The organism is Burkholderia sp. ZZQ-2 (genome assembly GCF_050768715.1).
Taxonomy (GTDB): Bacteria; Pseudomonadota; Gammaproteobacteria; order Burkholderiales; family Burkholderiaceae; genus Burkholderia; species Burkholderia cepacia.
In genome coordinates this window covers 1-25,861 of sequence record NZ_LDVA01000324.1, presented here as the reverse complement: position 1 = coordinate 25,861, position 25,861 = coordinate 1, and the positions used below count along the sequence as shown (strand labels likewise).

26 protein-coding genes and 2 tRNA genes are annotated in these 25,861 nt (G+C 64.1%); 7 read left to right on the top strand and 21 right to left on the bottom strand.

The window, feature by feature from the left end; translation table 11 throughout:
* Positions 1-13: 13 nt before the first annotated feature.
* Positions 14-292 (top strand): hypothetical protein, encoded by a 279-nt coding sequence (locus ABY44_RS29865; protein ID WP_011351789.1) that lies wholly within the window; start codon positions 14-16, stop codon positions 290-292.
* A 135-nt stretch (positions 293-427) separates the two neighbouring features.
* Positions 428-685: a hypothetical protein gene (locus ABY44_RS29860; protein ID WP_021162409.1), complete on the top strand. Its 258-nt coding sequence runs from the start codon at positions 428-430 to the stop codon at positions 683-685.
* Positions 686-725: 40 nt separating this feature from the next.
* On the opposite strand, the gene ABY44_RS29855 is transcribed toward ABY44_RS29860, so the two are convergent.
* From ABY44_RS29855 to ABY44_RS29840, 4 genes are all read right to left on the bottom strand, one after another.
* The gene (locus tag ABY44_RS29855; protein WP_027787696.1) at positions 726-1,016 is read right to left on the bottom strand and encodes a putative quinol monooxygenase; all 291 of its coding nucleotides are present in this window, start codon (positions 1,014-1,016) and stop codon (positions 726-728) included.
* A 524-nt stretch (positions 1,017-1,540) separates the two neighbouring features.
* Positions 1,541-2,749 (bottom strand): outer membrane protein assembly factor BamC, encoded by a 1,209-nt coding sequence (gene bamC, locus ABY44_RS29850; RefSeq protein WP_059700059.1) that lies wholly within the window; start codon positions 2,747-2,749, stop codon positions 1,541-1,543.
* 140 nt (positions 2,750-2,889) lie between these two features.
* A tRNA-Pro gene (locus tag ABY44_RS29845) sits at positions 2,890-2,966 on the bottom strand.
* A 161-nt stretch (positions 2,967-3,127) separates the two neighbouring features.
* The gene (locus tag ABY44_RS29840) at positions 3,128-3,841 is read right to left on the bottom strand and encodes a class I SAM-dependent methyltransferase (RefSeq protein WP_027787698.1); all 714 of its coding nucleotides are present in this window, start codon (positions 3,839-3,841) and stop codon (positions 3,128-3,130) included.
* Between the two features lie 354 nt (positions 3,842-4,195).
* On the opposite strand from ABY44_RS29840, the gene ABY44_RS29835 reads away from it, so the two are divergent.
* Together ABY44_RS29835 and ABY44_RS29830 are read left to right on the top strand one after the other, a co-directional pair.
* On the top strand, positions 4,196-5,056 hold the full coding sequence (locus ABY44_RS29835; RefSeq protein WP_431642986.1) for a tyrosine-protein phosphatase: 861 nt from the start codon (positions 4,196-4,198) through the stop codon (positions 5,054-5,056).
* Positions 5,057-5,401: 345 nt separating this feature from the next.
* On the top strand, positions 5,402-7,612 hold the full coding sequence (locus tag ABY44_RS29830) for a hypothetical protein (RefSeq protein WP_060171780.1): 2,211 nt from the start codon (positions 5,402-5,404) through the stop codon (positions 7,610-7,612).
* Between the two features lie 80 nt (positions 7,613-7,692).
* Here ABY44_RS29830 and ABY44_RS29825 read toward each other — a convergent pair whose 3' ends face one another.
* The 13 genes from ABY44_RS29825 to ABY44_RS29765 form a co-directional block, all read right to left on the bottom strand.
* Positions 7,693-8,106: a MerR family transcriptional regulator gene (locus ABY44_RS29825; RefSeq protein ID WP_059649255.1), complete on the bottom strand. Its 414-nt coding sequence runs from the start codon at positions 8,104-8,106 to the stop codon at positions 7,693-7,695.
* Between the two features lie 62 nt (positions 8,107-8,168).
* Positions 8,169-8,555, bottom strand: coding sequence for an integration host factor subunit alpha (locus ABY44_RS29820; protein ID WP_006486093.1), 387 nt, complete (start codon positions 8,553-8,555; stop codon positions 8,169-8,171).
* Between the two features lie 72 nt (positions 8,556-8,627).
* On the bottom strand, positions 8,628-11,057 hold the full coding sequence (gene pheT / locus ABY44_RS29815) for a phenylalanine--tRNA ligase subunit beta (RefSeq protein ID WP_060171782.1): 2,430 nt from the start codon (positions 11,055-11,057) through the stop codon (positions 8,628-8,630).
* Between the two features lie 96 nt (positions 11,058-11,153).
* Positions 11,154-12,167: a phenylalanine--tRNA ligase subunit alpha gene (pheS, locus tag ABY44_RS29810; RefSeq protein ID WP_060171785.1), complete on the bottom strand. Its 1,014-nt coding sequence runs from the start codon at positions 12,165-12,167 to the stop codon at positions 11,154-11,156.
* Between the two features lie 148 nt (positions 12,168-12,315).
* Positions 12,316-12,675 (bottom strand): 50S ribosomal protein L20, encoded by a 360-nt coding sequence (gene rplT / locus ABY44_RS29805; RefSeq protein ID WP_004192938.1) that lies wholly within the window; start codon positions 12,673-12,675, stop codon positions 12,316-12,318.
* A 30-nt stretch (positions 12,676-12,705) separates the two neighbouring features.
* Complete coding sequence (gene rpmI, locus ABY44_RS29800) at positions 12,706-12,903, bottom strand: 50S ribosomal protein L35 (protein ID WP_004191477.1); 198 nt, start codon at positions 12,901-12,903, stop codon at positions 12,706-12,708.
* Positions 12,904-13,092: 189 nt separating this feature from the next.
* Positions 13,093-13,617, bottom strand: coding sequence for a translation initiation factor IF-3 (infC, locus tag ABY44_RS29795; RefSeq protein ID WP_071734130.1), 525 nt, complete (start codon positions 13,615-13,617; stop codon positions 13,093-13,095).
* A 49-nt stretch (positions 13,618-13,666) separates the two neighbouring features.
* Positions 13,667-15,574, bottom strand: coding sequence for a threonine--tRNA ligase (gene thrS / locus ABY44_RS29790; RefSeq protein ID WP_027787704.1), 1,908 nt, complete (start codon positions 15,572-15,574; stop codon positions 13,667-13,669).
* A 271-nt stretch (positions 15,575-15,845) separates the two neighbouring features.
* Positions 15,846-15,922, bottom strand: a tRNA-Val gene (locus tag ABY44_RS29785).
* 87 nt (positions 15,923-16,009) lie between these two features.
* Complete coding sequence (locus ABY44_RS29780) at positions 16,010-18,244, bottom strand: RelA/SpoT family protein (RefSeq protein WP_060084775.1); 2,235 nt, start codon at positions 18,242-18,244, stop codon at positions 16,010-16,012.
* A 44-nt stretch (positions 18,245-18,288) separates the two neighbouring features.
* Complete coding sequence (locus tag ABY44_RS29775) at positions 18,289-18,642, bottom strand: RidA family protein (protein ID WP_021162422.1); 354 nt, start codon at positions 18,640-18,642, stop codon at positions 18,289-18,291.
* Positions 18,643-18,722: 80 nt separating this feature from the next.
* The gene (locus tag ABY44_RS29770; RefSeq protein ID WP_060171787.1) at positions 18,723-19,619 is read right to left on the bottom strand and encodes an alpha/beta fold hydrolase; all 897 of its coding nucleotides are present in this window, start codon (positions 19,617-19,619) and stop codon (positions 18,723-18,725) included.
* Positions 19,620-19,904: 285 nt separating this feature from the next.
* Positions 19,905-20,789 carry an EamA family transporter gene (locus tag ABY44_RS29765; protein WP_059700044.1) on the bottom strand — a complete coding sequence of 295 codons (885 nt, stop codon included), beginning with the start codon at positions 20,787-20,789 and terminating at the stop codon, positions 19,905-19,907.
* A 92-nt stretch (positions 20,790-20,881) separates the two neighbouring features.
* On the opposite strand from ABY44_RS29765, the gene ABY44_RS29760 reads away from it, so the two are divergent.
* Complete coding sequence (locus ABY44_RS29760) at positions 20,882-21,814, top strand: LysR family transcriptional regulator (RefSeq protein ID WP_059700042.1); 933 nt, start codon at positions 20,882-20,884, stop codon at positions 21,812-21,814.
* 79 nt (positions 21,815-21,893) lie between these two features.
* Here ABY44_RS29760 and ABY44_RS29755 read toward each other — a convergent pair whose 3' ends face one another.
* Entirely contained in the window at positions 21,894-22,535 is a 642-nt protein-coding gene (locus tag ABY44_RS29755) for a CoA transferase subunit B (protein ID WP_027787710.1), read from the bottom strand.
* A gap of 1 nt (position 22,536) precedes the next feature.
* Positions 22,537-23,241 (bottom strand): CoA transferase subunit A, encoded by a 705-nt coding sequence (locus ABY44_RS29750; RefSeq protein ID WP_021162428.1) that lies wholly within the window; start codon positions 23,239-23,241, stop codon positions 22,537-22,539.
* A gap of 222 nt (positions 23,242-23,463) precedes the next feature.
* On the opposite strand from ABY44_RS29750, the gene ABY44_RS29745 reads away from it, so the two are divergent.
* The gene (locus tag ABY44_RS29745; protein WP_027787711.1) at positions 23,464-24,009 is read left to right on the top strand and encodes a LuxR C-terminal-related transcriptional regulator; all 546 of its coding nucleotides are present in this window, start codon (positions 23,464-23,466) and stop codon (positions 24,007-24,009) included.
* A 106-nt stretch (positions 24,010-24,115) separates the two neighbouring features.
* Here the strand turns inward: ABY44_RS29745 and ABY44_RS29740 are convergent, their stop codons facing one another.
* Both ABY44_RS29740 and ABY44_RS29735 read right to left on the bottom strand, forming a co-directional pair.
* Entirely contained in the window at positions 24,116-24,556 is a 441-nt protein-coding gene (locus ABY44_RS29740) for an acyl-CoA thioesterase (protein WP_027787712.1), read from the bottom strand.
* 32 nt (positions 24,557-24,588) lie between these two features.
* Positions 24,589-25,371, bottom strand: a complete 783-nt coding sequence (locus tag ABY44_RS29735; protein ID WP_011351770.1) for an SDR family oxidoreductase — start codon at positions 25,369-25,371, stop codon at positions 24,589-24,591.
* 178 nt (positions 25,372-25,549) lie between these two features.
* Between ABY44_RS29735 and ABY44_RS29730 the strand changes: the two genes are divergently transcribed.
* Positions 25,550-25,861: NAD(P)/FAD-dependent oxidoreductase (locus ABY44_RS29730; protein WP_175752668.1), on the top strand; the 312-nt coding region annotated here is incomplete at its 3' end.

Here is a 25,861-nt window from a genome sequence, read left to right as displayed (position 1 = left end):
CGGAGGTAAAGCAATGAAGAAGACGTCCCTGGCTATCCTGGTAGCGATGTCGGCGCTGACTGGCGCAGCGTATGCGCAAGAGAGCACGGAAATCAAGACGATTACCGATCCGGCCAAGATCTCCGAGATCGAGCAGCGCGCACAGGCGCTGCAGCAGCAGCAAGCGGCCGAAGCCGCACAGCCGGCGATGCAGGAAGAGCATCACCACGGCAAGAAGGCTGCTCACCACAAGGCTGCCGCGAAGAAGGCCGGCAAGAAGGCTGCCAAGGCCGCAGACGCTGCCAGCCAGTAAGTTCGGCGGTACCGCACAAGAAAAAGCCGAATCCGGGCAACCGGGTTCGGCTTTTTTGATTGCGGCGCGCGTGCGCTGTGCTAAAGTCGCGCACCGAATTTTTCCACCCGTGCGCACCCCGGTGCGGAGGACAGCATGAGCAACATTCAACTCGACATCGAGTGGACCGAAGCCGCCACTCGCCAGATCAAGCAACTGATGCCCCGCGGCTCGGCCGACGCATTCCTCGCGCTGCCGCCGATCGAGTGCCTGCCGATGGAGGGCGACGTGCTCTTCCTCGGCCCGCAAGGCAAACAGCAACCGTTCATCGTCGCCGAGCGCCAGTATCATCACGACGGCGACGCCGACTGGACGATCATCCTGATCCTCGACGTCCCCAACACGTCGCACTGACGCACCCCGCGACCGGACACGTCCGGTCGCCCCACCCGGCTCAGACGAGCTTCGACAGCACGCGGATTTCGGAACGCTCGATCCAGTCCGCGGCCGCTTCGCGATAAGCAAGAATGTGCGCGGAACGCGCATGGGCAGCAAGCGCCTCCTCGCTTTCCCAACGCTCGACGAATACGAACCGCGCGGGCTCCTTCAGATCCCGATGCAGGTCGTACTGCAGCGCGCCTGCTTCGTTGCGGGTCGGCTCGACGATCCCTTCGAGCTGGACGCGCAACTTCTCCTCGGCGCCCGGCTTCGCCACGATCAGCGCCACGACTGCAATTTCCGCCATTCCGTCCCCCTCATCTCGAAAAGTCCGAGAATACGCGAATCGTGTATCGGCTGCGCCGGCACGGCCCCGCACGACGGCCAAAAAAATAGCCCGCGCTTCAAAGAAGCGCGGGCGAAACCGTCGCCCTACGAGGATAGGCGACGGGGCCATCGGGATCCGCACGCTGGCGCGGATCATCATCAGTTGCGCCGACACTTGTCGCATCGGCATTCGAAGACGTCGATACCGTTGATCGGGCGCTCGCAGCGCACCCCCGGTATCTGACGCCATCCTCCCTGTTTCAACGATTCCAACATATAAAGCAGGTTGCGTGCCAGCCATCACATACGAACCACCTCATTGATTTATAAGGACAAAATTTTTGCAGACGACAATACGGCACGTGTTCTGCCGCCGTAACGCGCGGATGTTACGTAACGTCACGAGAAGGGACTGAACACCCCTCTCATGTGCGCACCGGCGAGCGGCCATGAAAAAGCCCGCCATGTGGCGGGCTTTTCATTGGTGCGGAGAAACCGCGGAAATCAGCGGAGCTGATTCACGAGCAACCCCATGATCTGGCGAGCCGGCGACGATGTATCGATCGCACCCGAATCGTCAACGACCGCCACGCGCGTCTGGTCGGCCGTAAGTGCCTTCACGTTGACACGGTACTGCTTCGCCTGCTTTTCCTTCTTGCCGTGGAACAGCTGGCTCCAGAAGCCCTGCTCGGCCGAAGTCAGATCCTTCGGATCGACATAACGCACGAAATACAGGCCCTTCGTGCGATCGCGATCGTCGACCGTGAAGTTCGCACGATCGAGCGCGAGACCGACGTGCAACCACGACCGGTCGTACGGCTCGCCAAGCGTGACTTCCGACGGCACGGCCGCGTCGGCCGCATCGTTGCCTTGCGCCGACGTGCGCGAGACGTTTTGCGCGGCAATCGCGGCAGCCGCCTTCGACGACGCGTCGGTGTCCGCCTTCTTGTCCTTCGGAATCGTGTTGTCCTTGATGTTCGCGATCGGCGGCTCGCCGTTCTTCGCGCGCTGCTCGTTCTGTGCGAGCACGGCCATCAACCGCTTCAGGTATTCGGTCTCGAGCGCCGGATCGTTCGGCTTCGGTTCCCACTTGCTCGAATCGTTGTTCGCGCCCGTGATCGCTTCGCGCATCCCCTTCTGGCTGATGAACACGTAGGTGCCGCCATTCGGCGCCGCATCGAGACGCGTACGGTACTTGTTGCGCTCAGCCGTCACGTACGAGTTGCCCATCGCCTTCGAGATCACGCTGCGGATCAGGCCGTCGTTGATCTGCGGATGGGTTTCGTTCCAGTCGGTTTCCATCACGCCCTTGTCGCGCTGGTCGACGACGAGCAGGAAACCCTGCTCCTGCCAGAAGCGGCGGACCTGCGTCCAGACGTCGGCCGGCTGCTTGCCGTCGATCACGAGCCAGCTCTCGGTGCCGTCGCGCTGGATATGCATGCCGGCTACGGCCGGAGCAACGGTGTCCAGCGCAGGCGCCGCCTGCTGGACCTGCTGAAGCGCGGACAGGGAAGTCGCGCCGCCCTGGGGCGGCAGCGAACGCTGATCGGCCGTCTCGTCGAGCATGTTGGGCGGCACTGCGAGCGACGCTTCCTTCGATTTCGAATCGCTCTTGTAGTCCACTTTCGTGGGCGACGACGTACCGCAACCGGCGACGAGCGCGCCGGTGGCGAGCACTGCAGCGAACCGCATGGTAAGACGAAGATCAGTCATGTTCGGGGAATCCTCTTCCGCTAAATCACGGCGCTTTCCGTGGATCAACCTTGCATTTTACCGGGGCCGCGCCGCGATGTGCAAAAAAGCGACCGGCAAGAAAAAACCCGCGTCAGCCCAAGCTGACGCGGGTTCTTGTCTGGTCGGGGCGAGAGGATTTGAACCTCCGACCACCTGCACCCCATGCAGGTACGCTACCAGGCTGCGCTACGCCCCGAAAGAAAAAAATTATAACAGACAGTTTTCCGATTTAGAACGGGTCACACGCATTTTGTGAATGTTCTTGCGAAATTTTTTGGCGTAACGCCTCCGATGCAGCCAACGACGCGCATGACATGGCGACCTTCGCACCGGCCGCACGGCCCCCGCGCATCGCATTCAAAGCTTGCGCGCGATACAGATGACCGTCAGGCCGGCGACGCGATTGAAGCGAAACATTGGCAACTCGATCCGGCAGATCGTCTTGAGCAAGCCGTTGACGAACGGATGGTGACGGCGCAATTGCGACGCCGGCTCGCGCGGATGCCGACGCGCCCGCTCCCCCAGCCGCAGCGCTGCCGCAAGCGGAAACGTGAGGCCGAAATAATAGGCGCCGTGCTCGACGTCGAGCCCCGCGCGGCGCACCACGTCCTCGAGACTGCCGAGCGTATATCGGCGCTTGTGCTCGAGAAAATCGTCATGGCCGCTCCAGAGGAACTGGAACGCGGGAACCGTGATCAGGAACCGGCTTCCGGAAGGCGCGCCCGCCACATAACGTGCGAGTAAACCGACGTCGTCGTCGACATGCTCGAGCACGTCCATCAGCAACACGAGATCGGCATCGAATCGTTCGACGGAGCGCCGAAAGTGGATAGGCTTGCCGGCCGCCTCCGCGTCGGTATCGTCGGCGTAGCTCGTATCGACACACCACGCCTCCGACGCCTGCGTACGCTCGAGCAAGTGCTTCGAGAAGAAGCCGGAGCCTGCACCGACATCAAGTATCCGGTTCGCGCCCGATGCACCCAGGAACCGGCGGATCGCACTCGCCTTCGACGCGTAGTACCAGTGATCGCCCACGCCCGCACCCAGTACGTCGACTTCCTTGAGATCCATGACGCTTCCCCGTGATGGCTACTTGTGCTTTGGTCGATACAGCCACTGTCGCCGATCTTACCTCGCCACTGCCACCGATCCTACCCGTCGACGACGCACATCCGCTATCGGTATCCCGCATTCCGCCCTAATCGAAAAGGACGATGGCCGGTTCGCCGCAAATCGCTACCGTGCGCTTACCCGGTGCGAGACCGATGCGCGCGGGCGATCCGTCCGACTGCATGCCGATCGATCCGGCCCGCCCCGGCTTTGCCGCGTCGCGTGCGAGACACGAGGCCGCGGCGGTCACCACCGCGGTCGCGACCGCTTGCAACCTTCTTCGACAAAGGACATTGAATGCATCAGAAAAACGAAATTTCCCGTCGACATTTTCTCCGGCTGGGTGCCGGCACGATAGGTGCGGCGCTCGGGAGCGCGTCATTTCTGTCGGCATGCGGAGGCGACTCGATTTCGGTCGCGCCGGTCGCGACGCCGCGGCTGGGTTCCGCTTCGAATTTTCGCGACACGGCCGGGCCGGACGGAACCGGCTATGTAACGATGAGCGGCGCGAAGATGAAGAAAGGCGTGATCTATCGGTCATCCGCGCTCGCGTTGTCCGCCGCCGACATCGCCACCGTCGGCACGCTCGACATCAGGCAAGTCTGCGACCTGCGCACGCCCGCCGAGATCAAGACGCAACCGGATGAGCCGCTGGCCGGTGCCACATGGCAAAACCTCAACGTGCTCGGAGCCGCCAGCATCACCCCGATCCCGACGACCGGCGCCACCGCGACAGCGTTCATGTCGAGCATGTATCGTGCGTTCGTCACGTCCGACTCCGCGCATGCCAGCTATCGTGCACTCTTCACCGGCTTCGCTGCCTCCGGCGAAAACCTGGTGTTCCACTGCACGGCCGGCAAGGACCGCACCGGCTGGGCCACCGCCATTCTGCACACGATCCTCGGCATCTCCGGGCAGACGATACTCGCCGACTACCTGTTGACCAACGCCTACAGCGCGTCGGAAATCTCCGCCTCGATCGCCCAGGCACAAAAAGCCGGCGGGCAAAATGCGGCAGACATGATGACCGCGCTGCAGGGCGCGCACGCCGACTATCTGCAGGCGGCATTCGATCAGGTCACCGCGTCGTACGGCTCGATGGCGTCGTATATCGCGAACGGCCTGCAACTCGACCAGGCAACGCTGAACGCCATCCGGCAGCACATGCTGGTCTGATCCACCCGCGGGCCGCTTCGACGGGGCCGGATCGCATCTGCGCTTCGATCGCAGCGGCCGCGGTACCTCGTATCCGGCGGAACCCTCACCAGCCAAGGCCTGGGCGGGTTTTCCCGGTCGTACCGAAAGCCGCCTGGGGCGGACCGCGCGAACCAAACGACCGTTTGATCCGCGCGCCCGACCACCCCGAATCCGTTGTCCCGCAGCATGCTGGCCCACTCTGCCCGGGCGCCCGTTGTTTGGTAACGCCGCTCTAGCGTGCTATGCCACACTGCACGGCATCGACGCTCGCGCCGTGTAGTGGCGCGCACCGCCGTCGATCACGACAAGACATGGAGACAGACGATGCGGAATGCGGTCCGGCGCGGCCATCGCTCGCCTTTGGCAATTTTCGACTGGATTTCCGGCCCGCAACGCGCGGCCCGGCCTATTTCGCCCGGAACATCCCGCGTGTTCGGCTGCGGCATGCTGGCGCTTGCGCTGCTTTGTACCGGTTGCGCGGAATCGTCGGCGCAGCGTGACGGCAACACGTCGGTCGCGTCGACGAAGATCGAACGCACCAAAACCGAGCGGCTCGCCCGCGAGCAGCAGCTCGCACGTACCGTGCCGTCGCTCGCATCGATCAGCCTGACGCAACCGCGCCAGTTCACGCTGCGCGACTCGGGCCAGAACGGCGCGATGACGTTCCTGCGCGACGTCGATTTCCGTATCGTCAACAACCTCGGCTTCTTCATCCATCAGTTGTCCGCCACGCTGGTGCCGACGCAGGCCGGCGCGCCGATCGTGTTCGACGATCCGACGAGTTTCGAGATCGACGTGCATGAAGGCACGGTCACGCTCGACAACGCGAAGCTGACCGCGCTCTTCAACACCTACATCTTCGGCTACCGCAACGCGCCGCTGCGCAAGCTCGCCGTGTCGGCCGGCGACGGCGTGATTCACCTCCAAGGCGAGATGCAGCGCGACGGCTGGGTGCCGTTCTCGCTGACCGGCACGCTCGCGATCCGCGACGGCAGCCAGCTCGTGTTCCATCCGACGGGGGTGCGCGTTTCGGGCATCAACGCGCAGCCGGTGATGCGCGCGGCCAACGTGAAAATGGCCGACTTGCTGAAAGTCCAGACGCCGATCGCGCAACTCGCCGGCGACGATCTCGTGATGTCGGTCGACAAGCTGATGCCGCCGCCGCGCCTGAAACTCACGATCACCGCGGTGCGCGTGACACCGGCCGGCCTCGACCTGAAGCTCGACGACGGCACGCACGCCGGCTTCGCGATGCCTGCGAATGCGCCCCAGCAAGCCATGTACATTCGAGGCGGCGACGTGAAGTTCATGCGCTCGATGCCGATGAACGCGGACATCCTGATCGGCCCGGTCGATCCGTCGAAGCGCGACCAGACTTTCGTGTTCGATCTGTATCACTATCGCGACCAGGTGTCGGCCGGCTACTTCAATTTCGACGAAAGCGGTGCGATGGCGATCCGGATGCCTTCATACACGGGGCCGGCCAGCGGCGCGCTGCTCGGCAACGCGGCCGCGCGCCTGAACGACAGCTTCCTCGCCGCGCAGCAGACTGCACTGCGTGACATACGCCAGCACTGGGAAGCCTACGCACTCGCGGCGAACGCCACGCACCCCGGCATGCAGAAGGTCGCCATGCGGCGCACGTCGACCACGCCGTTCAACGAGCGGCACGTGTCGAACCGCAACCCGACGATCCATCTGCGCAACGTCGATTTCAACCTGTCCGGGGATATCGGCTTTCACGTCGAGGATCTCGACGTGGAACTCGTATCGAAGCGGCCCGGCGAACCCGTCGATCTCGACGACCCGAACCAGTACGACATCCGGATTCTCGGCGGCACGGTCGTCGAGTCGTGGAAGGCGATGTCCGCGCTCTTCAACGACTATCTGCTCGACTACTCGCCGCGCTCGCTCAACGACCTGCAGCTGAGCGCGGACGGCACGAACCTGCGTGTCCAGGGTGGCATCAAGCTGTGGAACCATGTGCCCGGCGTCTGGCTGCCGACCGACATGAAGGGCTCGCTGTCCGTGCTCGACGACCGGCATCTCGCGTTCAAGCCATCCCAGGTGTCGGTGCTCGGAATTCCGCAGGCGAAGCTGCTGCGTTCGCTCGGCATCGAGCTCGCTTCGCTGACGCCGTTGCAGCGTCGCGGCGCGGAACTGCGCGGCGACACGCTCGTGCTCGACCAGTACACCGTGTTCCCGCCCCCCGTGCTGAACGGCAAGCTCGGCCAGGCAACGGTCGAGCGCGACGGGCTGCGCCTCACGTTCAGGCGTCTGGCGGGCTCGCCTGCGCCGCAACGGCCGCAGATCGATGCGCCGAGCTACATGTGGATGGAAGGCGGCGACATGAAGATGTTCAACGTGCTCGAACTGAACGTGCGCGCGCTGATCAGGAATTCGGCCGAGGCAGGCCCGATGCGTTTCGACCTGTACGGCTATCGCAGCCAGGTCGCGCAAGGTTCCGTGCGGATGCTGCCGGACGGCACGCTGGTCGTCGACATGGGCCAAAAGAATCCGCTCGCATCGCGTTGATGTGCATGCGCGACGCGCAGCAAAAAGCCCGGTGGCGCGTCGCCAACCGGGCTTTTCATTTCATGCTTCGCGTTTCGCACTCAGTCGTGCTTCAGTCCATCGATCACGTCGAGCAGCGCCTGCCGCAATGCAATTACGTCGACGGTTGCGCCCGGCTTGCCCGGTGTGCGCGCATCGGCGGCCTGGGCCTCCGACTCGACGGGTGCCGGCGCGGCCCGCTCGCCGCCCGGTGAATCGAGCCGGTTGCGCGCGCCGTTGATCGTGAATCCCTGCTCGTACAACAACTCGCGAATCCGCCGGATCAGCAGCACTTCATGGTGCTGGTAATACCGACGATTGCCACGCCGCTTCACCGGCCGCAGTTGAGTAAATTCCTGTTCCCAATAACGCAGCACATGCGGCTTGACCCCGCACAGCTCGCTGACTTCACCGATCGTGAAGTAGCGCTTCGCGGGAATCGGAGGCAAGACGACTTTCTCAACCGTAGTGGTCATCGTCGGTTAACCGTCGGTAAAGGGTGCGCGGCGGCCGCGCGGGGACGTCAGCGCGCGGGGGCTTACTCCGCGCCGTTTTCGACCAGCGCCTTCAGCTTCTGGCTCGCGTGGAAGGTTACCACCCGGCGGGCGGCGATCGGAATCGCCTCGCCCGTCTTCGGATTGCGGCCCGGACGCTGCGGCTTGTCGCGCAGCTGGAAATTACCGAACCCCGACAGCTTGACGCTTTCGCCGTTTTCGAGCGCGTCGCGAATCACCTCGAAAAACGCCTCGACCATGTCCTTCGCTTCACGCTTGTTCAGCCCGACGCTGTCGAACAGCAACTCCGCCAGCTCCGCTTTCGTCAGCGTGGGCGTCTCGGTGGACGCCGGCGCCGAAGCATCGCGGTTCATGGCGCTGCGTTGCGCCGTCAGGAGGGCTTCGAATTCACTCGAGGTCATGTCGTTCATATCTGCCATACAGCGCGTTAAATCAAAACTTACGATCGGAAAAGGCCGCCCGCGAGCGGGCGGACCTCCTCCTTAGCCGCGCAGGCGCGCACCGGCGCGAGCCATCCGCTCGACCAGCGCCTGGATCGCCTGATCGACGACCTCGTCCTGTAGCGTGCCAGCCGCGTCCTGCAGCGTCACGCGGAAGGCAAGGCTCTTCTCGTGCGCGGCAAGGCCACCGGAAGTATTTGATTTTGCACGAAATTCGTCGAAGAGTACAACCTTCTGAACGAATCGGCAGGCCTCTTCGGCAAGCGCCTTCTTCATTTCGTCGAAAAGTGCCTGAACCTCGACCGCCTGATCGACGACAACGGCGATATCGCGACGAACCGGCGGGAATTTCGACACCTCGGTCGGCGTGGGCAACGCACGCGCAATCAGCGCGTCCGCGTCGATTTCGAACATCACCGGAGCGTGCGGCAGCTCGTACTTCTGCATCAGGCGCGGGTGCAACTCGCCGATCCAGCCAACCGCACGGCCGTCGACTTCGATTCGCGCGCTGCGCCCCGGATGGAGGGCCGGATGCTCCGCCTTCACGAAGCGTGCGGCTGCCGGCGCGAGCAGCGCCTCGAGATCGCCCTTCACGTCGAAGAAGTCGACCGCACGGGTCGCCACGCCCCACTGCTCGTCGAGCACCGGGCCATAGGCAAGCGCACCGACGCGCTTCGGCTGCACGTAGCCCTCGACCGTCAGCTCACCGGCCTTCGCCGACGCATCGGCGAGGAACACACGGCCCGCCTCGAACACGCGCACGCGATCTGCACGGCGGTTCAGGTTGTGGCGCAGCACGGAAATCAGGCTGCCGAACAGCGTCGTGCGCATCACCGAGAGCTGGCTCGCGATCGGGTTCAGCAGGCGGATCGGCTGGTCGTTGCCCGCGAAATCCTGCTCCCACTCCGCATCGACGAAGCTGAAGTTGACGGTTTCCGCGTAGTCGCGCGCGGCGAGCGCGTGACGGACATCGTGGATCGAACGCCGCGTCTCGTTGGTCGCGCGCATTTCGCTCGTCGCGACCGGCGGACGCGCCGGGATCTTCTCGAAGCCGTAGATCCGCGCGACCTCCTCGATCAGGTCTTCCTCGATCTCGATGTCGAAGCGATGCGACGGCGGCGTGACGAGGAACGCGTCGTCTTCACGCTCGAACGGCAGGCCGAGGCGCGTGAAGATGCTGGCGATCTCGTCGGCGCCGATCTGCACGCCGATGATGCGGTTCGCGCGCGACACGCGCATCTTCACCGGCGCGCGCTGCGGCAGGTTCACGGACTGATCGTCGACCGGGCCGGCCTTGCCGCCGCAGATCTCGAGGATCAGCTGCGTGATGCGCTCGACATGCTCGACGGTCGTCGCGTAATCGACGCCGCGCTCGAAGCGATGGGCCGCATCGGTCGAGAAGTTGTACTTGCGCGCGCGGCCGCGGATGCTGTCCGGCCACCAGAACGCGGCTTCCAGGTAGATGTTGGTCGTATCGAGCGTGACGGCCGTGCTGTCGCCGCCCATGATGCCGGCCAGGCTTTCGACCTGGCGGTCATCCGAAATGACGCCGACCGTTTCGTCGAGTTCGACCGTGTTGCCGTTGAGCAGCTTCAGCGATTCGCCGCGCTTGCCCCAGCGCACCTCGATGCCACCGTGGATCTTGTCGAGATCGAACACGTGCGACGGGCGGCCGAGCTCGAACATCACGTAGTTCGAGATGTCGACGAGCGCCGACACGCTGCGCTGGCCGGAGCGCTCGAGGCGCTCGATCATCCACTGCGGGGTCTTCGCACGCGCGTTCACGCCGCGGATCACGCGACCCGAGAAGCGACCGCACAGATCGGGGGCGGCAATGCGCACCGGCAGCGTTTCGTCGAGTTCGACGCGCACCGGGCGGATATCGACCGGTGTCAGCGACGCACCGGTGATCGCGGCCGTCTCGCGCGCAATGCCGAACACGGACAGGCAGTCGGCCTTGTTCGGCGTCAGCTTGATTTCGAAGATCGTGTCGTCGAGATTGAGCGTCTCGCGGATGTCCTGGCCGACCGGCGTATCTTCCGGCAGCACCAGCAGGCCGCTGTGATCCTCGGACAGCTTCAGTTCACGTGCTGAGCACAGCATCCCCTGGCTCTCCACGCCGCGCAGCTTCGACAGCTTGATCGCGAACGGCTTGCCACCCTCTTCCGCCGGCGGCAGTTCCGCGCCGACCAGCGCGACCGGCACCTTGATGCCGGGGGCGACGTTCGGTGCGCCGCAGACGATATTCAGCGTCGCGCCGGTGCCGGCATCGACCTGGCAGACATTGAGCTTGTCCGCATCCGGATGCTTGACGACTTCGATCACGCGGCCGACGACGATCTTCGACGTCGGCGGCGCAGCCTTGCTCAGCGATTCGACTTCGAGCCCCGCCATCGTCAGCGCGTGCGACAGTTCGTCGGTCGTCAGCTGCGGGTCGACAAAGGTTCTCAACCAGGATTCAGGGAATTGCATGGATGTCTACGTTCGAAACAGGTTAGATCGACGCCCGGGCCCCGTCGGATCGTCCGTCGGGGCGTGCACGGGCACAGGTCGGCGCGGCGCGCGGCGTTACGCGAACTGGCGCAGGAAACGCAGGTCGTTCTCGAAGAACAGCCGGAGATCCTGGACGCCGTAGCGCAGCATCGTCAGGCGCTCGAGGCCGCTGCCGAACGCGAAGCCGATGTAGCGCTCGGGATCGAGGCCCATGTTGCGAATCACGGTCGGATGCACCTGCCCCGAACCGGAAATCTCGAGCCACTTGCCGGCGTTCTTGCCTTGCTCGAACATCATGTCGATCTCGGCCGACGGTTCCGTGAACGGGAAATACGACGGACGGAAGCGCACGAGGATGTCGTCGCGCTCGAAGAATTTTTTCAGGAAGTCGGTATAGACGCCCTTGAGATCGGCGAAGCTGATGTTTTCGTCGATCCACAGCCCCTCGACCTGATTGAACATCGGCGAGTGGGTCGCATCGCTGTCGACGCGATACGTGCGGCCCGGCGCGATCACCTTGATCGGCGGACGGTTCATGCGCGCGTAACGCACCTGCATCGGGCTCGTGTGCGTGCGCAGCAGCAGCTGGCGGCCGTCGGCATCCTTGCCTTCGACGTAGAAGGTGTCCTGCATCGAACGCGCCGGATGGTTCTCCGGGCTGTTCAGCGATGTGAAGTTGTACCAGTCGGTCTCGATTTCGGGGCCGTCTGCCACATCGAAGCCGATCGAGCCGAAAATCTGTTCGACACGCTCCCACGTGCGCATCACGGGGTGCAGGCTACCTGCACCGGCGCCGCGGCCCGGCAACGTCACGTCGATCGACTCGGCGGCGAGGCGCTGGTTCATCAGCGCGTCGGCCAGTGCCTGACGGCGTGCGGTCAGCGCGGCTTCGACCTGCTGCTTCGCGACGTTGATGCGTGCGCCTTCGGTCTTGCGTGCTTCGGGATCGAGCTTGCCGAGGCCCTTCAGCAACTCGGTCAGCGCACCCGACTTGCCGAGAAATCGTGCTTTCTCGTTTTCGAGCGTGGTGATGTCGGCAGCCTGTTCGAAGGACTGCTGCGCGTCGGCGACAATCTGGTCCAGATCCATAGATCCCATCATTTCCAACGTCATTCGGTCTTGGCGAGCGAAATCGCACACCAAACAAAAAAGGGGCTCGGAAGAGCCCCGTTTTCGCTGCAGCGGCCGAAACTACCGGAGCATCGCTGCAACTAACCACGCAGTGCTAATTTCGCAATTAGGCTGCAACGGCGGCTTTCACCTGCTTGACGATCGCAGCAAAAGCAGCCTTGTCGAACACCGCCATGTCAGCCAGCACCTTACGGTCGAGTTCGATCGACGCCTTCTTCAGGCCGTTGATGAACACGCTGTAGGTCATGTCGTGCTGACGAACCGCCGCATTGATACGCGTAATCCACAGTGCGCGGAACACACGCTTCTTGTTGCGACGATCGCGATATGCGTACTGACCAGCGCGCATCACCGCCTGCTTGGCGATGCGGTAGACGTTATTGCGGCGACCGCGATAACCCTTGGCCAGGTTGATGATCTTCTTGTGGCGGGCCCGTGCGGTTACCCCACGTTTGACTCGAGGCATGTTTCTCTCCTTAGAGTATCGATTGAGGGGTTACGCGAACGGCAGCATCGCGCGGACGGAGTTCAGATCGGAATCATGAACTGCCGTTGCGCCGCGCAGGTGGCGCTTGTTCTTCGTGGTTTTCTTGGTCAGGATGTGACGCTTGAAGGCTTGACCGCGCTTGACGGTACCGCCCGGACGCACCACGAAGCGCTTTGCAGCGCTCTTCTTGGTCTTCATCTTAGGCATGACGAACAACTCCAGTTTATTAGATGGCGATGGGTGTGCGGTTGGCTTGCGCCCTTGACCCGCCCTTCGAAACCCAGTCCACTTGTGTACGGCGAACCGCTTGCGCAGCCGCCGTCATTGCTGGCGCGCCGCCCTGATCGGGCAACGCGCCGAACCACTGCGAACCTGCGCGCGAAGCGCGCGGGCCCGTTACTTCTTTTTCTTCGGCGAGAGCACCATGATCATCTGGCGCCCTTCCATCTTCGGCATCTGCTCGACCTGGCCGACTTCCTCGAGATCCGTGCGCAGACGCTCAAGCATCCGCATACCGATTTCCTGGTGAGCCATTTCGCGACCGCGGAAACGCAACGTGATCTTCGTCTTGTCGCCTTCTTCGAGGAAGCGCACGAGATTGCGGAGCTTGACGTTGTAATCCCCGTCATCGGTACCCGGGCGGAACTTGACTTCCTTGACCTGGATGACCTTCTGCTTCAGCTTCGCTTCGTGCTGCTTCTTCGATTCCTGGTACTTGAACTTGCCGTAATCCATCAGACGGCAAACCGGGGGAACCGCTTGCGGCGCGATTTCCACCAGGTCAACATCCAGTTCTTCCGATTTACGGAAAGCATCAGCGAGTTTTACGATACCGAGCGGTTCGTTCTCGATCCCGACCAGACGCACTTCCGGCGCAGTGATTTCACCGTTGATGCGATGCGACGACTTATCAGTAGCGATGTTACGTTTCCTCTAAAAATTAAAAAAACGAGCCGCGCTGCCAGGGCGGTTACTTGAACGAGCGCAGGTCTTCCTGCAGACGCTCAACGAAGGCTTCGACCGGCATCACGCCAAGATCGACGCCGCCACGGGCACGCACGGCTACCGTTTGCGCATCACGCTCCTTATCACCCACGACGAGGAGATAAGGCACCTTTTCCAGCGTGTGCTCGCGTATTTTATAGCTAATCTTCTCATTGCGCAAATCGGCCGTCACTCTAACCCCTTGTTTTTGCAACGATTGGGCCAGAGATTGCGCATATTCGGCCTGACTTTCGGCAATATTGAGCACAACTGCCTGGAACGGCGCGAGCCAGGCAGGCATTGCACCAGCATGGTGCTCGATCAAAATGCCGAGGAAACGCTCCATCGAACCGACGATCGCACGGTGCAACATCACCGGCCGGCGACGGCTGCTGTCGTCGGCAACATACTCGGCGCCGAGGCGTTCCGGCAGCACCATGTCGAGCTGCAGCGTACCGCACTGCCACGAACGGCCGAGCGCATCCTTGATGTGGTACTCGATCTTCGGACCGTAGAACGCGCCTTCACCCGGCAATTCTTCCCACGTCAGACCGCAGGCGGTCAGTGCGTCGCGCAGGCCCTGCTCGGCACGATCCCACGTCTCGTCCGTGCCCGCACGCTGATCCGGGCGCAGCGACAGCTTGATGTCGATGTGATCGAAACCGAAGTCCTTGTACACGCTCATCGCCAGCGTATTGAACGCGATCGATTCCGAGATGAACTGGTCTTCCGTACAGAAGATGTGCGCATCGTCCTGCACGAAGCCGCGCACGCGCATCAGGCCGTGCAGCGCGCCCGACGCCTCGTTGCGGTGGCACGAACCGAATTCCGCGTAGCGCAGCGGCAGGTCGCGATACGAGCGCAAACCGTGCTTGAACACCTGGACGTGACCCGGGCAGTTCATCGGCTTGATCGCGTAGTCGCGCTTCTCCGACTCCGTCGTGAACATGTTCTCGCGGTAGTTCTGCCAATGGCCCGACGCCTCCCACAGCGAGCGGTCCATGATCATCGGCGTCTTGATCTCGAGGTAGCCGGCTTCGTTCACCCGGCGGCGCATGTATTGCTCGACCTGCTGCCACAGCGCCCAGCCCTTCGGATGCCAGAACACCATGCCCGGCGACTCTTCCTGCATGTGGAACAGGTCGAGCTGCTTGCCGAGCTTGCGGTGGTCGCGCTTTTCCGCTTCCTCGAGCATGTGCAGGTACTGGTCCTGGTCTTCCTTCTTCGTCCAGGCCGTGCCGTAGATGCGCTGCAGCTGCTCATTCTTCGAATCGCCGCGCCAGTACGCGCCCGCGACCTTCATCAGCTTGAAGACCTTCAACTTGCCCGTCGAAGGCACGTGCGGGCCGCGGCACAGATCGGTAAAGCCGCCGTGCGAATACAGCTTGATTTCGTCGCTTTGCGGAATCGATTCGATGATCTCGGCCTTGTACTTCTCGCCGATGCTGCGGAAGTAGCCCGCCGCTTCGTCGCGCGACACGACACGGCGCGTCACGGGCTCGTCCTTCTTCGCGAGCTCCTGCATGCGCTTTTCGATCTTCTCCAGATCTTCAGGCGTAAACGGACGGTTGTACGAGAAGTCGTAATAGAAGCCGTTGTCGATCACCGGGCCGATCGTCACCTGCGCGTCCGGATACAGCTCCTTCACCGCGTATGCGAGCAAGTGCGCCGTCGAGTGGCGAATGATGTCGAGGCCGTCGGCATCCTTGTCGGTCACGATCGCGAGCGACGCGTCGCGGTCGATCACGGCCGACGTATCGACGAGCTCGCCATCGAGCTTGCCACCAAGCGCAGCCTTCGCAAGGCCGGGACCGATCGAGGCTGCAACCTCGGCAACTGTCACCGGATGCTCGTATTGTCGAACTGAGCCGTCAGGCAAGCGTATCGAAACCATAGCAATCTCCGTGATGCCGACAGTGGGCGGCAGACCAGGTACGCGACATGAAAATCGCGCGGGAAAATTTCGCGACAAAAAAAATGCGGCCCCGCTTTCGAGGGGCCGCATTCGATACTTCACTCAGACTGAAAGGGCGAAAGGGTTCCTCGACTAGCGTCGCTCCGAAAAGGTTTCGGTCAACGTTCGCGGTGTCATAACCGTATTCGCCTTGTTCGCGTTGAGTTATTTACTGCATCGAACACCCGGAGACCGGACATTCTCAATTCGTTGGTAGGCTCGATTGGACTCGAACCAACGACCCCCACCATGTCAAGGTGGTGCTCTAACCAGCTGAGCTACGAGCCTAAAGAAGCTAAGATTATATGGAGCCGTTACCGGCTTGGCAAGTGTTTTTATGCGGTCGCAGCAAAATAACGGGGCTCCAACCCCATATCATGCCTTCCGCCCCGCCCTCACGACACCTTGCACCTCGCCGAGCAGCGTGCACGCGCGCTGCACCTGCGCCGAGTTGGACACCTCGACCGTGAACTGCATGAATGCCGCATTGCGGCGACTCTGCGTCTTCACACCCACCACGTTCATCTTCTCGCGCGCGAACACTTCGGAGATATCGCGCAGCAACCCTTGCCGATCGCTTGCCTCGATCATCAGGTCGACCGGATAGACGGACGCACCGCGCCCGCCGAGTACGTCGGCCGACCAGGTCGTCTGCAGCACGCGCTCCGGCGCGCGCTCGACCATCCGGCGGAACGTCGGGCAATCGGTGCGGTGGATCGACATCCCCTTGCCGCGCGTGACGAAACCGCTGATCGGATCAGGCGGTGCCGGACGGCAGCAGCGCGCGAGCTGGGTCAGCAGCGCGTCGACGCCCACGACCAGCACGCCGGTCGACGCGCCGTGCGCCACGCTCGCGCCGCTGCTGCGCTTCTCGAAATCGGCGGGCGCTTCGGGCGCCGGCTCCGGCGGCGGCGCATCGGACAGCGCGTGCTCGACATTGCGCAGGCTGAACTCTTCCTTGCCGACGACCGAGAATAGCTCCTCGGGCGACTTGAAGCCGAGCTTCGCGGCGAGATTGTCCAGGTTGACCGATGTCTTGCCCTCGCGCTGCAGCGTCTTTTCGACGAGCGCGCGGCCGTGCGAGATGTTTTCCTCCTGCTCGATCGAGTTGAACCATGCACGCACCTTCTGACGCGCACGCGGGCTCTTCATATAACCGAGCTGCAGGTTCAGCCAGTCACGCGACGGCCCGCCCTCCTTCACCGCGACGATCTCGACCGTCTGGCCGTTTGCGAGCGGCGTGTTGAGCGGCACCATCGCGCCGTCGACGCGTGCGCCACGGCAGCGATGGCCAAGCTCGCTGTGCAGGTGGTACGCGAAATCGACCGGCGTCGCGCCCTGCGGCAACGCGATCACACGCGCCTGCGGCGTCAGCACGTAGATGTGGTCGTCGTCGAGCGACGTCTCGCGCAATTGGGCCCACGCCTTGTCGCCCGACTTTTCCGCGCCGTCCTCGACGTCATCCTTCCACGCGAGCAGTTGCCGCAGCCATGCGATCTTCTCGTCGTATTTGTCGCTCGCCGAGAACTGGCCGCCGTAGCCGCGCGCACCGGCCTCCTTGTAGCGCCAGTGCGCGGCGACGCCGTACTCGGCGAAACGATGCATCTCCTGCGTGCGGATCTGCACCTCGAACGCGCGGCCGTCATCGCCGATCACGACCGTATGCAGCGACTTGTAGCCGTTCGGCTTCGGCCGCGAGATGTAGTCGTCGAATTCCTTCGGCACCGGCTGCCACAGGTGATGCACGATGCCGAGCACCGCGTAGCAATCCTTGATGTCCGGCACGATCACGCGAAACGCGCGCACGTCGTACAGCTCGGAGAAATCGAGCTCCTTGCCGCGCATCTTGCGCCAGATGCTGTAGATATGCTTCGGCCGGCCGCTCACATCGGCCTGGATGTGCGCGTCCGCCAGCTCCTGCTGCAACCGGTCGATCGCCTGCGTGACGTACGCTTCGCGCTCGATGCGCTTCTCGTCGAGCAGCTTCGCGATCCGCTTGTAGGTGACGGGATCCTCGAAGCGGAACGCGAGATCCTCGAGCTCCCACTTCAGTTGCCAGATACCGAGACGGTTCGCGAGCGGCGCATAGATCTCGAGCGTCTCGCGTGCGACGTCGGGCGGCGGGTCGATCTTCGCGGCAGCGTAGTAGCGCAGCGACTGCAGGCGCGACGCGAGCCGGATCAACACCACGCGGATGTCTTGCGCGAACGCGAGCAGCATCTTGCGCAGCGCCTCGATCTGCGTACGCCGCTCTTCCGCCGTGTCGCGCCCCGCATCGGGCACCGCGTTCTGCGCGGCACGCAGGCTGACGGTACCGAGCCGCAACAGCTTGCGCACGTCGGACACGAGCCGCGCCACTTCGTCGCCGAAACGCTCGGTGAGTTCGCGCTCGGGGTCGCTCAGGTGCGGCGTCAGCACGAACAGTGCGGCCGCCTGCATCGCGGGCGGATCGACGTTCAGCGTGCGCATGATCGACGCCGTGCCCGCCGAGTGATCGGCGAGCAGTTCGCCCGACGACAGGCGCGCGTCGCCGGCCCGTTCGCGCACGAACGCGAGCACGTCGTCGAACGACGGTGCCGCGACGGGGGAAGCGGAAACGGACTCGGTCATTGCTTGGCCTGGCGGAATGCGATCATCGTCGGGTTGCGTCCGGTTCAGCTCCGCTGTGCGGCGACCACCACGATCTCGACGAGCAGCGCCGGATCCGCGAGCTTCGCCTCGACGGTGGCGCGCGGCGGCGTGTTGCCCTGCGCGACCCATGCATCCCACTCCGCATTCATGCCGTCGAAATTCGCCAGATCGGAAATGTAGATCTGCACCGACAGCAGATGCGCCTTGTCGCTGTTCGCTTCGGCGAGCAGGCGGTCGATGTGGCCGAGCACTTCGCGCGTCTGGCCCTTGATGTCCTGCGTGGTGTCTTCGGCGATCTGGCCGGCCAGATACACGGTACCGTTGTGGATCGCGGTTTCGGAGAGTCGGGCCCCGACGTGGTGACGAATGACTGCCATGGAATGTTCCGGTCGTGAGTGGATGGAGATTCGGGTGACGGCACGGCCCGCGTGCCGTCGAACCGCATATTATGACGTGTTTATGCGCCGCCTTCGACGAAAAACCGCCGCGCGAGCGCAATCTGGCCTGCGTCGATGAACGCCGGCGCATGGCCCGCCCCTGGAATCTCGGCGTGCGTGACGTGCCGGCCACGACGCACCATGTCGGCCACCGTCTCGCGCGACAGCAGGTCGGACGTCTCGCCCCGCACGACGAGCAGCGATGCATCCGTCGTCTCGATGGCGTGCCACAGCGCGGCCTCGCCGAGTGCGGCCAACTCGGGCGTGGTTGCCTTGAACGGCTCGGCGATGCGCGGATCGTAGCGGACCGTCCAGCCACCTTCGGGCAGTTCGCGCAACAGCGGCCCGTTGATCTCGCGCCACTCGTCGGCGCTCAGCGCACCGAACGGCAGCGACAGCGACGTCAGATAGTCGATGCCCTCCTGCTCGGTCGCAAAGCGCGGCTGCACGCCGAGATATTCGCCGATGCGCGTCAGCGAATCGGGTTCGATGCGCGGGCCGACGTCGTTGACGATCATCCGGCGCAGCGGCGAACCGGGCAGCCCCGCGAACGCCAGGCCGATCAGGCCGCCCATCGACGTGCCGAACCAGTCGACCGATTCGACGTCGAGTCGCGCGATCAGCGTCACCATGTCGGCCACGTATTGCGGAATCGCGTAGAGCCGCGGATCGGCCAGCCAGTCCGATTGGCCGCGCCCGACGATGTCGGGGCAGACGACGCGATACGTATCGGACAGCGCCGTGGCGAGCCGGTCGAAATCGCGCCCGGAACGGGTCAGGCCGTGCACGCAAACCAGCACGCGCGGGTTCGCGGGATCGCCCCACTCGGTATAGGCGACGTGGTGAAGGCCGGCCGCGCTCGCACACTGCACGCGCCGCTGACGGGGAATCGGGGAGTTCACTGGGGAAGTGGGCATCGGAGGCGTCCTGCCGAACGGTGCGGCGCGATGGCATGTGGGCCCGGCCCGCCAGGGCAGCCGGGGGATGCGATCGATTGTAAACCCGTTCCGGATCACGAGTCGCCTGACCACCCTTGCGGGCTTGCGGCTCGTGCGAGCGCCAACGAATATCACGCGGCCGTGCGGAATCGGGCGCGGTGTTCCGTGTTCAGCAGGCTACCGATCCAGCCTCCCCTGCGGCCGCGGCGACGGCGCCGCAAACGCACCATCGCGCACCGGCTCGTCATGACCGGGAAAGCGCGGCTATTTCTGCATGACCGCGCCGATGCTCGCACCGACCACGCACAGCGTGCCGGCGACCTGCAGCGTGCTCATCGGCTGCGCCAGCACGACATAACCGATCCCCGCAGCGATCGCGGGCTCGGCGCTCATCAGGATGCCGAATGCCGATGCGCTCATCCGTCGCAACGCAATCAGTTCGAGCACGTACGGAAACAGCGGGACGAGCACCGCCAGATACGCGGCATCGATCAGTTGGCCGGCCGGCAAGTGGCCGCCGCTTTGCGCCAGCCCGAACGGCGTCGTGACGAGCGCGGCCACGAACAGCGACGCGGACAGCCCTTGCAGTCCGTCGAACAGCGTGCCGACACGCTTCATCAACACGATATAGGCGGCCCAGCCAAGCGCAGAGCCGACCGGGAAGACCAGCGCGGCCGGCGCCGTCACCCACATGCCGTCCTGCCGCGCCAGCAGCAGCACGCCAGCCAGCGCAAGTGCCGGCCATGCCAGCATCGCCGGCTTGCGCACGCCGATCGTGGCGACCGCCAGCGGCCCGAGAAAGTTGATCGCCACCGCGAGCCCGAGCGGCACGCGACGCACGGCTTCGAAGAAGCACAGCGTCATCGCGGCCATCGCCGTGCCGAGCGCGATGGCCGCGATCCAGCGCTGCCGGGAATAGGTGTGCAGCGGCGGCCGGACGACAACGGCCAGCGCGAGCGCGGCGAAACAGAGCCGCAGCCAGGTCGTGCTGACGGTGCCGTACTCGATCGTCGCCGGCCTCGACAGCGCCGCGCCGAGCTGCACGCTGCACATCGACGCGACGGCCAGCAGCGGCGCCACCGCATTCGTGAAAGGTGACGCCGCGCGCTGCGCGACATCCGGTCGTACCGTACTCGATTCCTCGCTCATGCAACCGCTCCGGTTCAGTGACACGCCGATGCTAACCGCGGCCGCATGCTTGATATAAGCTGATAATTCTTATGCTCGCATCAGGAATATTGATGACCCGCGATCTCGACAGCACCCTGCTGCGCACGTTCGTCACCGTGGTCGAAACCGGCAGCGTCAGCACGGCGGCAACAGCGCTGCATCGCACGCAGGCCGCCGTCAGCATGGCGCTGCGACGGCTCGAGGATGAAGTCGGCCAGCGCCTGCTCGAACGCTCGCCGCGCGGCGTCACGCCGACGGCCGCGGGCAACGTGCTGCTGCCCTATGCACATCAGCTGCTCGGCGTCGGGCTCGCCGCACGCGCCGCGCTCGCCGCAGGCGACATCTCGGGCACTGTACGGCTCGGTGTCCTCGAGGACATCGCCGTCGGCCGTCTGCCGCACGCGTTGCGACAGTTCGCAGCGTCATTTCCGAACGTCGCGCTCGAGATCGTCGTCGACACGAGCCCCGTCCTGTCGCAGCGACTCTCGAGCCACGCACTGGATTTCGTGATCGGCGACCCCGCGCTGATCCGGGCAGAGCCGCTCGCGACATGGCAGCATCCGCTGCACTGGGCCGCCGCAGCCACCACCAACCGGCTCCCTCGCAACGAACCGGTACCGATCGTTGCGTTCGGCGGCACCTGCCCGTGGCAGGAAAAGCTATTCGCGATGTTGCGCGACGCCGGCCGTGCGTGGCGCGTCATCTGCACCAGCACGAGCCTGTCCGCGATCCAGTCGGCGGTCGAGGCAGGCCTCGGCGTCGCGGTACTGCTCGACTGGAACGTGCGTCGCGACACGATGCGCGCACTCGATCCGCTGGCAGCCGGGTTGCCCGCGCCACCCGCCGCGGATTTCGGGCTGTTCAGCCGCGCGGACCTCGGCGATCACACGTCGGCGGCAGTCACGCTGCAACGCTTCCTGTTTCATGCACTGCAGCTGGGTTCGCCCGACGACGGCACGCCCACCGGCGAACAACGCTTGGAATCGTTGCAGACCGCCGTCTGACGCGGCCGGGCGCGCATGCCACAAACATAAACGCCCCGCATGCCTGACGGCATGCGGGGCGAATCGACATGAAGAAAACTCAGGCGACCGCGCTGACGTCGAGCGGCGCACCCGTCTTTGCCTGGATCTCGTCGGCGCTCACGCCATCGGCAAGCTCGAGGACCTTCAGGCCGGACGGCGTCACTTCGATCACGCCGAGATCGGTGATGATCAGGTCGACCACACCGACACCCGTCAACGGCAGGTTGCATTCCTCGAGGATCTTGTGCTGATCGCCCTTCGCGACATGCTCCATCAGCACGACGACACGCTTCACGCCGGCGACGAGATCCATCGCGCCGCCCATCCCCTTGATCATCTTGCCGGGGATCATCCAGTTCGCGAGGTCACCCTGCTTGCTGACCTGCATCGCGCCGAGGATCGCGAGGTTGATGTGGCCGCCGCGGATCATCGCGAACGAATCGGCCGACGAGAAGATCGACGAGCCCGGCAGCGTCGTGACGGTTTGCTTGCCGGCGTTGATGAGATCGGCGTCGACTTCGTCTTCGGTCGGCGACGGGCCGATGCCGAGCAGGCCGTTCTCCGACTGCAGCCACACCTCGACACCATCCGGCACGTGGTTCGCGACGAGCGTCGGCAGGCCGATGCCGAGGTTCACGTAGAAGCCGTCCTGCAGTTCCTTCGCCGCGCGCGCGGCCATCTGGTCACGATTCCAGGCCATGTCAGTCTCCTTTCGCGCGTACGACGCGTTGTTCGATGCGTTTTTCGGGCGTCGCGTTCAGCACGATGCGCTGCACGAAAATCCCCGGCGTGTGGATGTGATCCGGATCGAGCTCGCCGTTCTCGACGATTTCCTCGACCTCCGCGACGGTGATCTTGCCGGCCATCGCGCACATCGGGTTGAAGTTGCGCGCGGTGCGGCGATAGATCAGGTTGCCCGACTTGTCGGCCTTCCAGGCCTTCACGAGCGCGACATCGGCCGTCAGCGACGGCTCGAGCACGTAGTGGCGATCGCCGAACTGGCGCGTTTCCTTGCCTTCCGCGATCACGGTGCCGTAGCCCGTGTTCGTGAAGAACGCCGGGATGCCCGCGCCGCCCGCGCGCAGCTTTTCGGCGAGCGTGCCTTGCGGCGTGAATTCGAGTTCGAGTTCGCCGGCCAGGTACTGGCGCTCGAACTCCTTGTTCTCGCCGACGTACGACGAGATCATCTTCTTGATCTGGCGCGTTTCCAGCAACAGGCCGAGGCCGAAACCGTCGACGCCCGCGTTGTTGCTGATGCAGGTGATGCCCTTGACGGCCGAATCGCGCAACGCCGCGATCAGCGCCTCCGGAATCCCGCACAGGCCGAAGCCGCCCACCGCGAAGGTCTGTCCGTCACGGACGATCCCTTCCAGCGCGGCAGCCGCGCTTGGATAGACTTTGTTCATCTGTTGTCCCTTCCTCTATGGAAACCAGCGAAACCGGTTCACGCGCCACGTGGCCCGCAAGCCCGCCGCATCATTCTATGCATGCACGGCGATGCCTGCGTCGAGGCGCGCTGTTTTTATACCGCGGCAAACCGCCACGAGATGCCTGAAAGGGTACGATGCGGCGCGGATGCGGCACAATACGCAAAAATACATAAGCGTTTGCCTCCGCTTGCCTGCGCCATGCCCGCTCTCGATTACCAGACCGCCTTCCATCTCGCGCCGCTCGGCCTCGTCCTGTCGCGCGACCGCGTGATCGAGGATTGCAACGACGCGCTCGCGTCGATCTTCCGCTGCGTGCGGGCTGACCTGATCGGGAAATCGTACGAGGTGCTCTACCCGTCGACGGACGAATTCCAGCGAATCGGCGAACGTATCGCGCGCATGATGGCCGCGAACGGCATCTACTCGGACGACAGAATCATGAAACGCGCGGACGGCGAGCTGTTCTGGTGCCACGTCACCGGCCGCGCGCTCGACCGCACCGCACCGCTCGCGGCAGGCGTCTGGACCTTCGAGGATTTGAGCGCGACGCGCCGGGTCGCCGTCGAACTGACCCCGCGCGAGCGCGAGATCGCGGCCCAGCTCGCGACCGGCAAGACCAGCAAGCAGATCGGGCGCGTGCTCGACATCAGCTCGCGCACGGTCGACATCTACCGCGCGCGGCTGATGCGCAAGTACGGCACCAACAATACGCCGGAGCTGCTGCAGCGCCTGCTCGGGCAGTGAATGGCGGCTCCCGTATGACAATCGGCCGCGCATGGCGGCCGATTCGTGAAACAGGCAGGCATGGCGTGCCGCCGGCGCCCGGGCGCTGGCCTCGCCGTGCCGGCGCTCAGCCGACCTTCGTCGCGAGCGCGCGCTCGATCGTGTCGCGCAGCAACTGGGGCAGCGGTACCGACTTGCCGAGCGCGTAGTCGACCCACACGCAGCGCGCCTTGCCGCGCGCATAGACGTGCTGCGGATCGTCCGCGCGCGTAAGCTCGAAACCGGTGTCGAAGCTGCTCCGGCCGGGTTTCGCGGCCGACATCTTCGCGATCACGTCGCCCGGATAGTGCAGTTGCTTGAGGAATTCCATCGACGCCGTGACGATGACGGGCCCCTGCCCCTCGCCATTGCCGCCGGCAATGCCGAGCTCCTCGAACCACGAGATCCGCGCCTGCTCCATGTAGCGGAAATAGACCGTGTTGTTCACATGGCCGAACGCGTCCATGTCGCCCCAGCGGATCGGCATCGACATCTCAAATACGGGGGAGTAATCGCTTGTTGCGCTCATTACAGTCTTCTGTGTTGCTGAATGTCATCCGCTCAGGCGAGGCCGAAGCCGTCGTCGGCGGAGATAATCGAGCCATTGATGAACTGCGACTCGTCGGCCGCGAGCAGCAACAACAGCCCGTCGAGATCCTGCGGCTTGCCGACGCGCCGGCGCGGCAGCATCGACTGCAGCTTCTGGCCCTGCTCGGTTTCCCACAGGTAATGATTGATTTCAGTATCGATATAACCCGGACAGATCGCGTTGACGTTGATCCCGTGGCGCCCCCACTCGAGCGCCATCGCGCGCGTCATCTGCACGACCGCGGCCTTGCTCATCGCGTACAGCCCGATCTGCGGGAACACGCGCAGGCCGGCCACCGACGCGATATTGATGATCCGGCACGGCGGCTTGCCGTTGCCGCTGCCGTTCGCGCGCATGATCATCCGCTTCGCGACTTCCTGCGCGACGAAAAACGCGCCGCGCGTGTTGGTATCGAACACGAACTCGAAATCGGCCGGCGTCACGTCGACGAGCTTCTGCATCGTCGAGACGCCCGAATTGTTCACCAGGATGTCGATCGTGCCGGCCTCCGTTTCCGCATGCGCGACCGCCGCCTTGATGCTCTGGACGTCGGTGACGTCGAGCGACACGACGTGCGCGGCGCCGCCCGCCGCCTCGATCTCGGCACGCAACTCCTTCAGGCGCTCGACGCGACGACTCGCGAGCACGACCTTTGCACCGGCCTGCGACAGCACCTGCGCAAAACGCTGCCCCAGGCCGCTCGACGCCCCCGTGACCAGCGCAACCTTGCCTTCCAGATTGATCGAACGACCCATTTGCACATCCCCTTTCGATGTCGTTTCGCCGCTACGGGCAGCACGGCCCGAGCGGCATTACCCTAGCACAAAAATAGAACGATCGTGCTAATCTAGCCGCATGCTGTTGCGGCAAGCGTTTCGTTTCGCAGACAATACGCTCCCGAATAAAAGCATTCTAACGGTTAGAGGAACGCCAATGACCCCCGCAAGCCTCATCGAGCAATATGGCCCGCGCGAATCGATGGAATACGACGTCGTGATCGTCGGCGGCGGCCCCGCCGGGCTGTCGGCGGCGATCCGGCTCAAGCAGCTGGCCGCCGAGAAAGGCACCGAAATCGGCGTGTGCGTGCTCGAGAAAGGTTCCGAGATCGGCGCGCACATCCTGTCGGGTGCGGTGATGGACCCGCGCGCGATCACCGAACTGTTCCCCGACTGGAAGGAACGCGGCGCGCCGCTCGACGTCGAGGTGACGGAAGACCGCTTCCTGTTCCTGTCCGAGAAAAGCGCG